The following is a 15,905-nucleotide window of genomic DNA, read 5'->3' on the forward strand; positions in this document are numbered from 1 at the left end:
AAAAAAAAAAAATCCATCCACTATCTCCACTCCCCCACACCTTCTCATCATGGCCGTTGGTCGAGATGCCTGCGGTGTCGGCGGATGCGTTGGCGTATGTGATGTACACGTCGGGTTCGACGGGTGTGCCCAAGGGTGTGGCGGTCACGCATCGTGCGGTGGTGGGGCTGGCGCGGGACGCGCGGTTCTGCGGTGGTGCGCACGAGCGGGTGCTGCTGCATTCGGCGCAGGCCTTCGACGCGGCGACATTCGAACTGTGGGCGCCGCTCCTGGGCGGGGGCACGGTGGTGGTGGCGCCGCCGGGGAAGCTGGACGCCTCCGTCCTGGCCGAGGTCGTCGCCGAACACCGGGTGAGCGCCCTCTGGTTGACCGCGGGGCTGTTCAAGGTCGTCGCGGACGAGCGGCCCGACTGCCTGTCCGGCGTGGCGGAGGTGTGGACGGGCGGTGATGTCGTCTCCCCGGCCGCCGTGGAGCGCGTACGTGCCGCCTGCCCCGGGCTCAAGGTCGTGGACGGGTACGGGCCGACGGAGACCACCACCTTCGCGACCTGCTTCCCCATCCCCGAAGGCCCCGCTCCGGAACCGGTGCCGATCGGCCGTCCGATGGACGGTATGCGGGTCTACGTGCTGGACGGGGCGCTGCGTCCCGTACTGCCGGGTGTGGCGGGGGAGTTGTACATCGGTGGTGCGGGCCTGGCGCGCGGCTACGCCGGGCGTCCGGCCCTGACGGGTGAGCGCTTCGTGGCGTGCCCGTTCGGGGAGCCCGGTGAGCGGATGTACCGGACCGGGGACGTGGTGACGTGGGGTCCGGACGAGGGCCTGGTGTTCCAGGGCCGCGCCGACTCCCAGGTGAAGATCCGCGGCTTCCGCATCGAACCCGCCGAGATCGAGACGGCACTCGCCGCCCACCAGGGCGTCGCCCACGCCGTCGTCACCTGGAACGAGGACCAGCTCGGCGAACGCCGCCTCGTCGGCTACGTCGTACCCAGCGACGACGCCGCCGACACGGCCGTCGCCGAGGAGCAGGTCGACGAGTGGGAGCAGATCTACGACCAGGTCTACTCCGCCTCCGAGGCCGCCTGGGGCGAGGACTTCACCGGCTGGAACTCCAGCTACACCGGACGCCCCATCCCGCTCGCCGAGATGGCCGAGTGGCGGGACGCCGCCGTCGACTGCATCACCTGCTGGGCGCCGCGCCGCGTCCTCGAACTCGGCGTCGGCACCGGCCTGCTCATGTCCCGGATCGCCGCCGGCGTGGACGAGTACTGGGGCACCGACATGTCCGCCGCCGTCATCGACCGGCTGCACGGACAGGTCGCCGACGCCGGCCTCGCCGACCGCGTACGGCTGCGGCACCAGAACGCCGACGACATCACCGGGCTGCCCCGCGAGCACTTCGACATCGTCGTGCTCAACTCCGTCGTCCAGTACTTCCCGGACCCCGGCTACCTCGACCACGTGCTCGCGCAGGCCATGGCGCTGCTCGCGCCCGGCGGCCGCATCCTCGTCGGCGACGTGCGGAACGCGGCCTCGCTGAAGCTGTTCCGCACCGGCGTGCAGCGTGCCCTGCACCCCGAGTCGCAGCCCTCCGTCACCCGCGCCGCGGTCGCCCGCGCCATCCTGATGGAGAAGGAACTCGTCCTCGACCCCGAGTGGTTCACCCGCTGGGCCGAGCGGCACGGCGCAGGCGGTGTCGACATCCGGCTCAAGCCGGGCCGCCCGCACAACGAGCTCACCCGGCACCGCTACGAGGTCGTGCTGCACAAGTCGCCCGACGGCGCCCGGCACCTCGCCGGGCTGCCCGAGCTGTCCTGGGGGCTCCAGGCCGACTCCCTCGCCGACCTCGCGGACCACTTCCGGTCGCCGGAGAACGGCCCGGTGCGGGTCGTACGCATCCCCAACGCGCGGCTCACCGGCGAGGTCGCCGACGCGGCGGCCGCCGACATCGCGTCGCCCGCCGCCGTACCGGGCCCGCCGCTCGACCCGCAGGACCTGCGTGCCTGGGCGGCCGAGCACGGCTGGGGCGCGGCCCTGACCTGGAACGCGACCGCCGCCGAGTGCTTCGACGCGGTGCTCTTCCCGGCCGGGCCCGTCGCGGGTGAGCCGCTGACCGGCGTGTATGTGCCCGCGGGCCGCGGCGAACGCGCGCTCGCCAACGAACCGGCCGCGGCCGGCCGTATCGGCACCCTCGTCGGCGGGCTCCGCGGCTACCTGCGCGACCGGCTGCCCGAGCACATGGTGCCCGCCACGGTCGTCGCCATCGCCGAGGTGCCGCTGACGGCCAACGGCAAGCTCGACCAACGGGCCCTGCCTGCCCCGGACTTCGCCCGCTCCGCGACCGGACGCGCCCCGCGTACGCCGCAGGAGGAGGCGCTGTGCGGGCTGTTCGCCGAGGTGCTGGGCCTGGACCGCATCGGCATCGACGACGACTTCTTCAGCCTCGGCGGCCACTCGCTGCTCGCGACCCGCCTCGTCAGCCGCATCCGCGCGGCACTGAACGTCGAGGTGCCGATCCGCGTGGTGTTCGAGGCGCCCACCGTCGTGCAGCTGATCGAGCACCTGTCGGCGGGTGCCGTACGCGTACGGCCGCCGCTGCGCCGCGCCGAGGAGCGGCCCGAGCGGATACCGCTGTCGTTCGCGCAGCGCAGGCTGTGGTTCATCGACAAGTTCGAGGGCCCGTCCGCCACGTACAACGCGCCGTTCCCGCTGCGGCTCACCGGCGAGCTCGACGCCGCCGCGCTGGAACAGGCGGTGCGTGACGTGGTGGCGCGGCACGAGAGCCTGCGCACGGTGTTCGCCGAGGACGACCGCGGTGTGCCGTACCAGCGGGTGCTGGCTGCCGACGCGGTCAGCCTGGAGATGCCCGTACGGCAGGTCGCGCCCGGCGAACTGGCCGACGCCATGGCCGAGGTGGCCTCCCACCCGTTCGACCTGGCGACGCAGATCCCGATCGGCGCCACGCTGCTGCGGCTCGGGGAGCAGGAGCACGTCCTCGTGCTGCTGATCCACCACATCGCCAGCGACGGCACCTCCATGGCGCCGCTCGCCCGCGACCTGGCCGCCGCCTACGCCGCCCGCTGCGGAGGCGCGGCACCGGGCTGGCCGGAGCTGTCCGTGCAGTACACGGACTACACGCTGTGGCAGCGTGAGCTGCTCGGCGACGAGGACGACCCGGACAGCGTGCTGTCCGGACAGATCGCCTACTGGCACGGCGAACTGGCCGGGGTGCCGCAGCCGCTGCGGCTGCCCACCGACCGGCCCCGGCCGCCGGTGGCCTCGCACGAGGGCGCCGTCGTCGAGTTCTCCCTCGACCCCGGCACCGTGGCCGCCGTCGAGGCGCTCGCGCAGGAGCACGGCGCGACCGTCTCGATGGTCCTCGAAGCCGCGCTCGCCGTCCTGCTGCACGGACTCGGCGGCGGCGACGACCTGACCATCGGGTCGCCCATCGCCAACCGCACCGACGAGGGCCTCGCCGACCTGGTGGGCTTCTTCGTCAACACGTGGGTGCTGCGCGCCGACCTGTCCGGCAACCCGCCGTTCGCGGAACTGCTCGACCGGGTACGCGACAGCTCCCTCGCCGCGTACGACAACCAGGACGTGCCCTTCGAGCGCCTGGTGGAGATCCTCAACCCGGAGCGCTCCACCGCGTACTCGCCGCTGTTCCAGGTGATGTTCGCCTGGCAGAACTTCGCGCGGAAGGACTTCACGCTGCCCGGACTGCGCGTCGAGTTCGAGCAGGTGCGCACCGAGACCGCGAAGTTCGACATGTTCTTCAACATGGCCGACCTGCCCGGCCGCGGCGTCCTCGGCAACCTCGAGTACGCCACCGACCTCTTCGACCGCGAGACCGCCGAGACCATCGCCGACCGCTTCGTGCGCCTCGTCGCCACCCTGGCCGACGACCCCGCACTCCGGGTCGGAGCGGTGGACCTGCTGGATGCGGGGGAGCGGGAGCGGGTGCTGGTGGAGCTGGCGGGTGGTGTGGCGGTGCGGCCGGAGGTGTCGGTTGCGGGGTTGGTGGAGCGTTGGGCGGTGTCGTCGCCGGGTGCGGTGGCCCATACCCCCCACAAAAACAGGGGGCGGGGTATCAACATATCTGGCGTTGACTTTTAGCACGCTGTTGAGTTCTCAAAGAACGGACGCTTCCATCGGACCCGTTTCACCGGGACCCTCCGGGCGCTCCCCTTCGTGTTCCTCTACGTTAGCGGGTTCCTTCCCCGGATTCCAAATCGGGGTTTTCCCGAGACGATTTCGGCATGCCGGAAACGCCCCTGCGGAAGGGAGACCGTACTGCGTAGTGGATGCCATCAGACGAAAACAGCCCGACAAAAGACTGGAGTCACATGACAGCGGGATTCGCTGCTCCGGACCAGCACGGTCCGGCGGCAACCCGGAGGACACTACGGACCCTCGAAGATCGTGTCAACTGGAGTGATCATCGAAGTCCGGGAAGGCCCCGCGTGTCAGTCCAGGTCCTTCAGCCGGCCGCCCGCGTCCGGCTGTGCGTCCTCCACTCGGCGCAGGAGCCGGGTCAGCAACTCCCCGAGTACGCCGCGCTCTTCACCGGACAGGTCGCACAGCAGGCTTTCCTCGAAGACCGACGCCTGGCGCATCACCTGGAGCCACTTCTCGCGGCCGAGGTCCGTGACGCCGACGATGACGCGGACCCGGTTGTCGGGGTCGCGCTCCCGTGTCACCAGGCCCTCGCCGAGCATGCGGTCGATGCGGTGGGTCATCGCGGCCGGTGTCAGGCCGAGGCGTTTGGCGATGGTGCCGGGCCAGAGCTGGTACGGCTCGCCCGCCATGACGAGTTCCTTCAGCACCTCCCACTCCGAGCTGCTCAGGCCCAGCGTCGCGAGCTGGCGCCCGTACGCGACGGCCATCCGCCGGTCGAGCCGGCTGATGGCGTTCACGACCTTCTCCACCTGGGGGTCCAGGTCGCGGTACTCGCGCTGGTAGATCGCGATCTGCTCGTCGAGGGACGGCTGGAGCTCCGGCATGCCGGGAGTATGCCACGGAACCGATTAGCCTCGAAGGCTTGCTCTGTGTACTCTTTAGTGTCGAACTTTAGCTTTGAACTCTTGGGCCCTGCGGCGGCCGGCAACGCCACCGCAGGGCCCCATTGACGACCTAGGAAGGTGAGTGTGACCACCGCGATGGGCGCGACCCTGCGCCGTATCCAGCTCGGGAACGCCCTGGCGGCGTTCGGCAGCGGCTTCACCGTCCCGTACCTCTTCCTCTACGTGGCGCAGGTGCGGGATCTCGGGGCGACCACGGCGGGTGCCGTGCTCGCCGCGTTCGCCGCCGCCGCGCTGTTCGTACTGCCCCTCGTCGGCCGGGTGATCGACCAGCGGGGCCCGATGCCGGTGGCCATGGGCGGCGTCGCCGCCGCGTCCAGCGGCGCGCTCGGGCTGGGGATGGCGAGCAGCGGGCCGTCGGTGCTGGCGGCTGCCGCACTGATGGGCGCGGGAGTCGCGGTGATCCAGCCCGCGCTGGCCACGATGATTGTGTGGTGCTCGACGACGGCTACGCGGTCGCGCGCGTTCGCCACCCAGTTCTTCCTCAACAACCTGGGGATGGGCGTGGGCGGCCTGCTCGGCGGTCAGATCGTGGACAAGCACCGGCCGGGGACGTTCACGACGCTGTTCTGCGTCGAGTCCGTCATGTTCCTGGTGCTGGCGGGTGTGCTGCTCACCGTGAAGCTGCCGAAGGCCGTGAGCATGGACGCGTCGCTGCCCGGCGAGGCCGGGGCACCGCGCGGCGGCTTCCGTCAGCTGGTGTCCCACCGGGCGATGCTGCTGCTGTGCGTCATGGGGTTCGTGCTGTTCTTCACCTGCTACGGGCAGTTCGAGTCGGGGCTGCCGGCGTACGGCGTCGAGGTCACCGGAATATCGACGTCCACCCTCGGTGTGGCCCTCTTCGCGAACACCGCGGTGATCGCACTCGCACAGTTCGTCGTGCTGCGGCTGGTCGAGGGCAGGCGCCGGAGCCGGGTCGTGGCGCTGGTCGGGCTGGTCTGGACGGTGGCGTGGCTGGCAGCCGGGTTCTCCGGGCTGGTGCCCCACGTGCAGGCGGTGGCGACGGCGCTGCTGATCTCGACGTACATGCTGTTCGGTCTCGGTGAGGCGATGCTCTCGCCGACGGTCGCCCCGCTCGTCGCGGACCTGGCGCCGAGCCGGATGGTCGGGCAGTACAACTCGGCGTTCGCTCTGGTGAAACAGCTGGGGGTCGCGGTGGGCCCCGCTGTGGGCGGCCTGATGGCCGCTCAGGGCGCGTACGTGGCGTACGTCACGCTGCTCGTCGCCTGCTCGCTCGGCATCACCGTGCTCGCGTTCTGGCTGGGGCGGCACCTCACCCCGGCGCAGGACAATCCGCTGCGGGCAGCCAAGGCCGCGGTGCCTGCCACGGCCGTGGAGCGGCCGGTGCCGGTGGCGACGTGACCACCGTCGTCAGCCGCGGCGCGGCCGCCGCCACCGGTCGCCCGTCCTCGTCACCGGACGGACTCAAGGCCCGTCCTCGTCACCGGACGGGTTCAAGGCCCGTCCGGCAGCGCGAACTCGCACCACACTGCCTTGCCCCCGCCGGGCGTACGCCGTGAGCCCCAGGTCGAGGCGATCGTGGCGACGATCGAGATGCCCCGCCCCGCCTCGTCCACCGGCTCCGCGCGGCGGCGGCGCGGCAGATGGTCGTCGCCGTCGGTGACCTCGATGGTGAGCCGCCGGTCCGTACGGCGCAGCCGCAGGCGCATGGGCGGGGTGCCGTGCTGCAGGGAGTTGGCGACGAGCTCGCTGGCCGCGAGGACGCCGAGGTCGTGCAGCTCCGTGGGGAACCGCCAGGAGGCGAGCACGCCGGAGGCGAAGGCCCGTGCGCGCGGTGCGGCCTCGGTGCCGCCGAGCAGGTCCAGCGAGGCGCCGCGGAACAGCTCCGCCTCGTGTCCCGTACGGGCAGGGTGCTGGAGGACGAGGACGGCGACGTCGTCGTCGTGTTCGGCGGTGATGCGCATCGCCCGCAGCAGCCGGTCGCAGATGACCTGCGGGCTGCCGGTCGCGCCCGCGAAGGCGCGTTCGAGTGCGGCGATGCTGTCGTCGATGTCGGCGTCGCGGCGCTCGACGAGTCCGTCGGTGTAGAGGACGGCGGTGGCGCCCTGCTCGAGCGGAACGGAACCGGAGGTGTGCATCCAGCCGCCGGTGCCCAGGGGCGGACCGGTCGGCTCGGCGGTCGCGTGGACCGTGCCGTCGGCGTCCCGGACAAGAATCGGAAGGTGTCCGGCCGACGCGTAGTTGAGCCGGCCCTCGCTCGGGTCGTGCACGGCGTAGACGCAGGTGGCGATCTGGCTCGCGTCGATCTCGGAGGCGAGCCCGTCGAGCAGCTGCAGCACCTCGTGCGGCGGGAGGTCGAGCCGGGCGTACGCGCGCACGGCCGTACGCAGCTGGCCCATGACGGCGGCGGCGCGCACGCCGCGGCCCATGACGTCACCGATGACGAGTGCCGTACGGCCGGCGCCGAGGGTGATGACGTCGTACCAGTCGCCGCCGACGGCCGCGTCCGTACCGCCCGGCTGGTATGTGGCGGCGACGCGGAGATCGTCGGGCTGCTCCAACTCCTGCGGGAGCAGGCTGCGTTGCAGCGTGACGGCGGCCTCGCGCTGGCGGCGTTCGCTGGAGCGGAGCCGCTCGGCGGACTCGACCTGGTCGGTGACGTCGGCGGCGAAGATCAGGACGCCGGCGGCCTCGGTGGTGGTGATGGGCGTGCAGGTGAAGGTGTAGTACCCGGTGCGCGAGCGGCCCTGCACGCGGCGGGACTTGACGGTGCGGGGGCGGCCGCTGCGCAGCACCTGGTCCATGAGGGGCAGCAGGCCGAGCTCGTCCAGTTCGGGGAGCGCGGTGCGGGCCGGGGCGCCGGGGGTGCGGGGACCGAAGACCTGGGCGTAGGCGTCGTTGACGTACGCGATGCGGTGGTCGGCGCCGTAGACGACGGCGGCGAGGGCGGGCACCTGGCCGAGGAGGTCGTGGACGGAGATCGCGTCGATGCTGCGGGTGACGCCCACACCCCGCACGCCTGGACGGCCACCACCGCCTCACCCGGCCCCGGATCCGGCACCACCACCGTCTCCACCCGCACCGGCTCATCCCGACCCGGAGCCACCAACCCACGAACACGCTGCACCATGATTACGCGCCCTCCTTGAGCACTTGTGTGATCAACGTGCGCTGGCTCTCGGTGAGCCGGGGATCGGCGCAGTATGCCGTCACGCCGTCGCACTCGATCTCGTAGTGGAAACCGTCCGGCACGCCCAGCGGGCGTTCCGTACGGCCCTCCGCCAGCGCGTCCCGGGCCAGCGCCATCAGCCGTTCGGCGTCCGGGTGACCCAGTGTGTCGAGTGTGGCGCGACGGGTCAGCCCGCCGAAGCCACCGGTCCGGATGACGGTGATACGCATGGCACCATCCTCGCGCGCTGCGGCGTCGGCCGCACGGTGTCGTCGTAACGGCGGCGTACCGTACGGCTGTACGCCGTACGGTACGCCGCCGTTCGTGCGGCCTTACGGGCGGATCACCCTACGGGCTGTGCCTCCCCGGAGTCCCCGGGTCCCTCGGCCGCCGCCGATTGGGCCACCTGCACGCCGACCGCCGCCCAGGACTCGCGTACGGCGGTCTCCTCCTCGCCGCTGCCGTAGCGCTCCCGCGCGGCGCCGACGGTGGCGGCGGCGAACGCCGCGAAGTCCGCGTCCGGCTTGAGTTTCCCGCCGGTCAGCGTGTCGTACCAGATGCGGCCCGCCCGTTCCCAGGCGTGGCCGCCGAGAGCGGTCGCGAGCTGGTGGAAGGCGTGGTTGGGGATGCCGGAGTTGATGTGCACGCCGCCGTTGTCGGAGGAGGTGTTCACGTAGTCGTCCATGTGGGCGGGCTGCGGGTCCTTGCCGAGGACGTCGTCGTCGTACGCGGTGCCCGGCGCCTTCATCGAACGCAGCGCCACACCCTCCACCTTGTCCGTGAACAGCTCCGCGCCGATCAGCCAGTCCGCCTGCTCGGCGGTCTGGCCCAGCTCGTACTGCTTGATGAGCGAGCCGAAGACGTCCGAGACGGACTCGTTGAGCGCCCCGGACTGGCCGAGGTACTCGAGGTTGGCGGTGTACTGCGTGACGCCGTGCGTGAGTTCGTGCCCGATGACGTCCATGGCGAGGGTGAAGTCGCGGAAGACCTCGCCGTCTCCGTCGCCGAAGACCATCCGCTCGCCGTCCCAGAACGCGTTGCCGTACTTCTCGCCGTAGTGCACGGTCGCGTCCAGGGGCAGCCCGGCGCCGTCGATCGAGTCGCGGGCGAAGGCGGCGAGGAACAACTCGAACGTGGCACCGAGTCCCGTGTACGCGCGGTTGACGCTGGCGTCCTTGACCGGCTTGGCGCCCTCCGCGCGCACCTTCCTGCCCGGCAGTTCCTCCTTGCCGCGGGCGTCGTAGATGGTGCGGCGCGGCTTCGGCTCCTCGTCGGCGGGGCGGCGCGGGCCCGGCGGAGCCGCCAGCCCGCGCACGGTGGTGATCCGGCGGCGCGTGCGCTGCGCCGCGTCCCGTTCCAGGGTGCGCCGGGCGGGCTCGGCGAACACCGGGTCGTCCAGGCGCGCGAGATGGTCCAGGAGGTGCGGCGGAACGATCCCGCAGCGGACCGGGTGGCCCGGGCGGCCCGGCTGGCTCTGGCCTGTGTCCATGACTGGGTCCATACCCGGCAATGTGGCACTGGGTCATCGCGCTGTCACTCCCCGCTGCGATGATTCACGAAATGGGGTTGTGTCCGGAATCAAGGACTTGTGGCGTCCCGCATAGTGATACGCCCCGGGCGCGTAGAGGCGCGGTCGGTTACGGTGTGGACATCATGCGCTTCGGGCTGCTCCTCCTTAGCTGCCGCGGCGAGGGTCTGTAGTCGTACGGCCGACCCCCTCCCCGCGGAGACCGGTGCTGCCTTCGTCGGCCCTCAGCCACCAGCTCACAGGAGCCCCGCGCATCATGACGTCATCTGATTCCTCCCGTTCCGCCCGCCCCGCGCCGCCTGCCGCAGGCGAGGACGGCGCGGCCGCGCGCCGCGTGAAGCCCGCGACGCCGCTCACCGCCGCGACCGTACGCCAGCGTCCGTCCGGTATGCCCGTTCACCGGTACGGCCCGTACGAAGCCGTCGACATCCCCGACCGCACCTGGCCCGAGAAGCGCATCACGCAGGCGCCGCGCTGGCTGTCCACCGATCTGCGGGACGGCAACCAGGCGCTGATCGACCCGATGTCCCCCGCCCGCAAGCGGGCCATGTTCGACCTGCTGGTTTCGATGGGCTACAAGGAGATCGAGGTCGGCTTCCCGTCGTCCGGGCAGACCGACTTCGACTTCGTGCGGTCGATCATCGAAGAGGGCGCCATCCCCGAGGACGTGACGATCTCCGTCCTCACCCAGGCCCGCGAGGAGTTGATCGAGCGCACCGTCGAGTCGGTGCGCGGCGCGCACCGGGCGACCGTGCACCTGTACAACGCGACCGCGCCCGTCTTCCGCCGTGTGGTCTTCCGCGGCTCCCGCGACGAGGTGCGGCAGATCGCGGTGGACGGCACGCGGCTGGTCATGGAGTACGCCGAGAAGCTGCTGGGGGACGAGACGGTCTTCGGCTACCAGTACAGCCCGGAGATCTTCACCGACACCGAGCTGGACTTCGCACTGGAGGTCTGCGAGGGCGTGATGGACGTCTGGCAGCCCGAGGAGGGCCGCGAGATCATCCTCAACCTGCCCGCCACCGTGGAGCGTTCGACGCCCTCCACGCACGCCGACCGCTTCGAGTGGATGTCCCGCAACCTGTCCCGGCGCGAGCACGTCTGCCTGTCGGTGCACCCGCACAACGACCGCGGCACCGCCGTCGCCGCCGCCGAGCTGGCGCTGATGGCCGGCGCGGACCGGATCGAGGGCTGCCTGTTCGGGCAGGGCGAACGGACCGGCAACGTCGACCTGGTGACCCTGGGCATGAACCTGTTCTCGCAGGGCGTCGATCCGCAGATCGACTTCTCGCGCATCGACGAGATCAAGCGCACCGCCGAGTACTGCAACCAGATGGAGGTGCACGCCCGGCACCCGTACGTCGGCGACCTCGTCTACACCGCCTTCTCCGGCTCCCACCAGGACGCCATCAAGAAGGGCTTCGAGGCGATGGAGGCCGGCGCGGCGGAGCAGGGCACCACGGTGGACGCGATCGAGTGGGCCGTGCCGTACCTGCCCATCGACCCGAAGGACGTGGGGCGTTCGTACGAGGCCGTGATCCGCGTCAACTCGCAGTCCGGCAAGGGCGGCATCGCGTACGTGCTCAAGAACGACCACAGCCTGGCCCTGCCGCGGCGCATGCAGGTCGAGTTCTCGAAGATCATCCAGGGGATGACCGACGCCGACGGCGGCGAGGTCACGCCGGAGGCGATCTGGGCGGCGTTCCAGGACGAGTACCTGCCCGTGCCGGACGGCAGCTGGGGCCGTATCGCCCTGCGCAGCGCGCAGACCTCGACCACCAGCGAGGGGCAGGACGCGCTCACCGTCGAGGCCGTGGTGGACGGCCGGGACACGGTGCTGACCGGCACCGGGAACGGGCCGCTGGCGGCATTCGTGGACGCGCTGCGCAGCGCCGTGCACGCGGACGTACGGGTGTTGGACTACGTCGAGCACACGATGAGCGAGGGCGCGGGCGCGGAGGCCGCGGCGTACATCGAGTGCGCGATCGGCGACAAGGTGCTGTGGGGCGTGGGCATCGACGGGAACATCGTGCGCGCCTCGATCAAGGCCGTCATCTCGGCGGTCAACAGGGCGGAACGCGACTGACACGCCCGGGGCATGTGCCCCGGTCACGAGGCCGGTTGTCGCGCCCCGCTCGTACGGCATGTGCCGTGCGTGCGGGGCGCGTTCTGTTGGTAGCTTGACGTGTTCACGTAGCGGGGCGGGAGTTGACGAGGTGTCGCCCGCCCCGCTACGTGAACACGTCAAGCTACCAACCCCGCCGACCCCGCCGCGGCGGTCGCCCACCTCACCCCCGAGCTGTGGGCGCGCGCCAACCGGCTCCTCGTACGGAAGGCGCTCGCCGAGTTCGCGCACGAGCGGCTCCTCGAGCCCGTACGGCTGCCGGACGGCCGGTACGCCGTGCGCGGCGACGACGGCAGCACCGAGTACCGCTTCGCGGCCAGGCGCCTGTCGCTGGACCACTGGCACATCGACCCGGAAAGCATCACCCGGCACGCCAGCGCGCCGCACGGCGAGGACACCGGCGCCAGCGACGGCGACGGCGACGGCGACGGCTCGGACGCCGAACTGCCGCTGGACGCCCTCGACCTGGTCATCGAGCTCCGTACGGCGCTCGGTCTGAGCGAGCAGGTGCTCCCGGTCTATCTGGAGGAGATCAGCTCCACCCTGTCCGGCACCGCGTTCAAGCTCGCCGCTCCCCCGGTGGACGCGGCCGAGCTGGCCCGTTCCGGTTTCCAGGCGGTCGAGACGGGGATGACCGAGGGCCACCCGTGCTTCGTCGCGAACAACGGCCGCCTCGGCTTCGACATCGCCGAGTACCACGCGTACGCGCCCGAGGCCGCGACCCCCGTACGGCTGATCTGGCTGGCCGCGGACCGCGCGCACGCCACGTTCACGGCGTCCGCCGGGCTCGACCACGACACGCTGCTCCGCGCCGAGCTCGACCCCGCCACCCTCGACCGCTTCGCGGACCGCATGACCGAACTGGGCCTGGACCTGGCGGACTTCCACCTCATGCCGGTGCATCCGTGGCAGTGGTGGAACAAGCTGTCGGTGACGTTCGCCGCCGAGGTCGCGCAGCGCCGCCTCGTCTGCCTGGGATACGGGGACGACGAGCATCTCGCGCAGCAGTCGATCCGTACTTTCTTCAACACCAGCGAACCGTCCCGGAACTATGTCAAGACGGCGCTCTCCGTCCTCAACATGGGCTTCGTACGCGGCCTCTCCGCCGAGTACATGAAGGCCACCCCGGCGATCAACGACTGGCTGCACGGGCTCGTCGCCCGCGACGAGGTCCTCCGCGCCACCGGCCTCGCCGTCCTCCGCGAACGCGCCGCCGTCGGCTACCACCCGGCCGCGTACGAGGCCGCCTCCGCCAAGGGGTCGCCGTACCGGAAGATGCTGGCGGCGCTCTGGCGCGAGAGCCCCGTACCGCTGCTGGAGCCCGGCGAACGGCTGGCCACCATGGCGTCGCTGCTGCACGTCGACCGCGACGGCGGCTCGTTCGCCGCGGCCCTCATACGGGAGTCCGGTCTCGACCCGGCGGAGTGGCTGCGCCGCTACCTGGACACGTACCTCACGCCGCTGCTGCACTGCTTCTACGCGTACGAGCTGGTGTTCATGCCGCACGGCGAGAACGTGATCCTCGTACTGGACGAGCACGGCGCCCCGCGGCGGGCGGTCTTCAAGGACATCGCCGAGGAGATCGCCGTCATGAGCCCGGACACGCCGCTGCCGCCGGAGGCCGAGCGCATACGCGCGGAGGTGCCGGAGGACATGAAGGTGCTGTCGCTCTTCACGGACGTCTTCGACTGCTTCTTCCGCTTCCTCAGCGGCATCCTCACCACGGACGGCGTCCTCGACGAGGACACGTTCTGGGCGGCGGTCGCGGACTGCGTCACCGGTTACCAGAAGTCGGCGCCGCACCTGGCCGACCGCTTCGAGCGGTACGACCTGTTCACCGACCGCTTCGCGCTGTCCTGCCTCAACCGGCTGCAGCTGCGCGACAACCAGCAGATGGTCGACCTGCAGGACCCGGCGGGCGGGCTCCAGCTGGTGGGGACGCTGGAGAACCCGATCGCGCGCTTCCGCTGACGAGCGGGGCCGGGCCCGTGAGCGGGCTGGGGGCGGCACGGAACAGGGGGGTGCCGCCCTCAGCCCAGACGCTCAGTCCCGCTCGGGGTCCTCCGCGTCCGTGTCAGCGTCCGCGTCGGGCGCGTCCTCGTCCGCTGCGTCCTGGCCTACGTCCTCGGCCTCAACTTTGTCTTCGTCTTCGTCTTCGTCCAGGGCGTCGAGGAACTCCACGCCGTCCAGCTCGGCCAGCCGGTCCGACGCGTCCGTGACACCGCTCTGGTCTGCCTCGAGCGCCTTCGCGAACCACTCGCGGGCCTCGCTCTCGCGCCCGACCTCCAGCAGCACGTCCGCGTACGCGTACCGCAGCCGCGCCGACCACGGCTGTACGGAGTTGGACGCCAGCTCGGAGCTCTGCAGCGTGACGACGGCGGCCTCGGCCTGGCCCATGTCGCGGCGGGCGCCGGCGGCCACGAGCCGCATCTCGACCTGGCCCGCCTTGTCGAGCTTCTGCACCTCCGGCTCACCGGCCATCGCCAGCGCGCGCTCGGGACGGCCGATGCCGCGCTCGCAGTCGGCCATCACGGGCCACAGCTGCACGCCGCCGGTCATCCGGCGGGCGGCCCGGAACTCGGCCAGCGCCTCGGCGTACTTGCCGACGCCGTACGCCGCGAACCCCGCCGTCTCCCGCACCGCGGGCACGCGGGAGGCCAGCCGCAGGGCGACCTTGGCGTACGCGTACGCCTGCTCCGGGTCCTCGTCGATGAGACGGCCGACCATCACCAGGTTCTTCGCGACGTCGTCGGCCAGGCCCTTGGGCAGGCTCATCAGCTCCTGCCGTACGTCCTTCTCGATGTCCTCCCCCGTGACGTCCTCGGGGATGGGCAGACGGCGCAACGGCTCACGGTCCGGCCGACGGTCGTCGCGCCGGTCCCGGCCGCCCCGCGCGTCACGGCGGTCGCCGCCACGTCCCCGGTCGCCGGCGCCCGCGCGGTCGTCGCGCCGGAAGCCACCGCCGCGACGGTCGCCCGCGGAGGCCCCGCGGCGGTCGCCACCTCCACTGCGCCCGCGGTCACGGTCGTCGCGGCCCCGGCCGCCACCGCCACCGCCACCGCCGAACGAGCGCGGTCCGTCCTTGCGGTCGTCCGTACGCCGCGGCCCGCGCGGCCGCTCGTCCCGGCCCCGATCGCGGTCGCGGTCGCGCGAGAACCCCGGCCGCTCTCCGCCCCGGCTCTCGGTACGCGGCCGCTCACTCCGCCCCCGGTCGTCACGGCCCCGGTCACTCCGCGGACGCTCGTCACGCCCGCGATCGCTACGCGCGCGATCGTCACGGCCGCGGTCGCTCCGTCCGCGCTCGTCACGCCCACGGTCGGTACGCGGACGCTCGTCCCGGCCACGGTCACTGCGCGCACGGTCCGGAGTCCGGCCGCCGCCCTGCCCCCGGTCCTGACCTCGGTCCCGGCGGTCGCGGTCACGGTCGCCGCGGTCGCGGTCGTCCCGCTCACGGCTGCGGTCGTCGCGCCGGTATCCCCCACTGCCACGATCACTGTCGCGCCGAGCCGGCTGCGGCCGGTCATCGCCTCGTCGAGGGCCTCCCTGGCCCTGGCGAGGCCGACGCTCGGGCCGGTCGTCGGGTGAGTTCGTGGACATCGACGTGACTCCTGTCTGCGAGCTACTGCAAGCCATTCTCGCGCAGCCGTACAGCGGGTGCGCAGCGAGCGGAAAACAAAAAAGGGCCGTTGGCCCTCAGCGCGTGAACGCTGAGGGCCAACGGCCCATAAAAATTGTTCGGCGGTGTCCTACTCTCCCACACGCTCCCGCATGCAGTACCATCGGCGCAGAAAGGCTTAGCTTCCGGGTTCGGAATGTAACCGGGCGTTTCCCTTACGCTATGACCACCGAAACTCTATTCGGACCCCGAAAAGGGTCCAGAGTCTTAGCGAACAAGCACACTCTTCAATTAATGAGCCTGCTGGTTGTGGTTTCAGAACCAACACAGTGGACGCGAGCATCTGAGGACAAGCCCTCGGCCTATTAGTACCGGTCAACTCCACCCCTCACGAGGCTTCCATATCCGGCCTATCAACCCGGTCATCTC

General features: G+C 71.4%; 9 protein-coding genes, 1 rRNA gene and 1 pseudogene. 4 read left to right on the plus strand and 7 right to left on the minus strand.

The genetic code is table 11. The features are described from left to right. The first annotated feature begins 65 nt into the window (after nt 1-65). Complete coding sequence (locus tag DVA86_RS34360; RefSeq protein WP_281279367.1) at nt 66-4,112, plus strand: amino acid adenylation domain-containing protein; 4,047 nt, start codon at nt 66-68, stop codon at nt 4,110-4,112. 350 nt (nt 4,113-4,462) lie between these two features. Here the strand turns inward: DVA86_RS34360 and DVA86_RS34365 are convergent, their stop codons facing one another. Beyond that, complete coding sequence (locus tag DVA86_RS34365) at nt 4,463-4,999, minus strand: MarR family winged helix-turn-helix transcriptional regulator (protein WP_208884138.1); 537 nt, start codon at nt 4,997-4,999, stop codon at nt 4,463-4,465. Between the two features lie 144 nt (nt 5,000-5,143). Between DVA86_RS34365 and DVA86_RS34370 the strand changes: the two genes are divergently transcribed. Continuing rightward, nucleotides 5,144-6,439, plus strand: a complete 1,296-nt coding sequence (locus tag DVA86_RS34370; protein WP_208884139.1) for an MFS transporter — start codon at nt 5,144-5,146, stop codon at nt 6,437-6,439. 92 nt (nt 6,440-6,531) lie between these two features. Here DVA86_RS34370 and DVA86_RS34375 read toward each other — a convergent pair whose 3' ends face one another. The 4 genes and pseudogenes from DVA86_RS34375 to DVA86_RS34390 all read right to left on the minus strand — a co-directional run bounded on the left by DVA86_RS34375 (nt 6,532) and on the right by DVA86_RS34390 (nt 9,696). Then, nucleotides 6,532-8,046 carry an ATP-binding SpoIIE family protein phosphatase gene (locus DVA86_RS34375; RefSeq protein WP_245997483.1) on the minus strand — a complete coding sequence of 505 codons (1,515 nt, stop codon included), beginning with the start codon at nt 8,044-8,046 and terminating at the stop codon, nt 6,532-6,534. Then, nucleotides 8,046-8,168 (minus strand): annotated as a pseudogene (locus DVA86_RS34380) (S-(hydroxymethyl)mycothiol dehydrogenase); the annotation flags it as partial. The gene DVA86_RS34375 and the pseudogene DVA86_RS34380, both read right to left, overlap by 1 nt. A gap of 2 nt (nt 8,169-8,170) precedes the next feature. Next, on the minus strand, nt 8,171-8,437 hold the full coding sequence (locus DVA86_RS34385) for a protealysin inhibitor emfourin (RefSeq protein ID WP_208884142.1): 267 nt from the start codon (nt 8,435-8,437) through the stop codon (nt 8,171-8,173). 113 nt (nt 8,438-8,550) lie between these two features. After that, nucleotides 8,551-9,696: a M4 family metallopeptidase gene (locus DVA86_RS34390; RefSeq protein WP_208884144.1), complete on the minus strand. Its 1,146-nt coding sequence runs from the start codon at nt 9,694-9,696 to the stop codon at nt 8,551-8,553. Nucleotides 9,697-9,991: 295 nt separating this feature from the next. On the opposite strand from DVA86_RS34390, the gene leuA reads away from it, so the two are divergent. Then, complete coding sequence (gene leuA, locus DVA86_RS34395) at nt 9,992-11,821, plus strand: 2-isopropylmalate synthase (protein WP_208884146.1); 1,830 nt, start codon at nt 9,992-9,994, stop codon at nt 11,819-11,821. Between the two features lie 213 nt (nt 11,822-12,034). Continuing rightward, nucleotides 12,035-13,831, plus strand: a complete 1,797-nt coding sequence (locus tag DVA86_RS34400) for an IucA/IucC family protein (RefSeq protein ID WP_208885587.1) — start codon at nt 12,035-12,037, stop codon at nt 13,829-13,831. A gap of 72 nt (nt 13,832-13,903) precedes the next feature. Here DVA86_RS34400 and DVA86_RS34405 read toward each other — a convergent pair whose 3' ends face one another. Then, a complete protein-coding gene (locus DVA86_RS34405) occupies nt 13,904-14,695 on the minus strand; it encodes a tetratricopeptide repeat protein (protein WP_208885589.1) in 792 nt (263 codons plus the stop codon). A gap of 898 nt (nt 14,696-15,593) precedes the next feature. Beyond that, nucleotides 15,594-15,710: ribosomal RNA gene (gene rrf / locus DVA86_RS34410) — 5S ribosomal RNA — on the minus strand. Nucleotides 15,711-15,905 lie beyond the last annotated feature (195 nt).

It is taken from the genome of Streptomyces armeniacus, from assembly GCF_003355155.1.
Classification (GTDB): Bacteria; Actinomycetota; Actinomycetes; order Streptomycetales; family Streptomycetaceae; genus Streptomyces; species Streptomyces armeniacus.

What these genes read in the sequence shown, in the direction of transcription:
- DVA86_RS34360 (WP_281279367.1), top strand. Translation starts at nt 66, where the DNA reads ATGCCTGCGGTGTCGGCGGATGCGTTGGCGTATGTGATGTACACGTCG.
- DVA86_RS34365 (WP_208884138.1), bottom strand. Translation starts at nt 4,999, where the DNA reads ATGCCGGAGCTCCAGCCGTCCCTCGACGAGCAGATCGCGATCTACCAG.
- DVA86_RS34385 (WP_208884142.1), bottom strand. Translation starts at nt 8,437, where the DNA reads ATGCGTATCACCGTCATCCGGACCGGTGGCTTCGGCGGGCTGACCCGT.
- DVA86_RS34390 (WP_208884144.1), bottom strand. Translation starts at nt 9,696, where the DNA reads ATGGACACAGGCCAGAGCCAGCCGGGCCGCCCGGGCCACCCGGTCCGC.
- leuA (WP_208884146.1), top strand. Translation starts at nt 9,992, where the DNA reads ATGACGTCATCTGATTCCTCCCGTTCCGCCCGCCCCGCGCCGCCTGCC.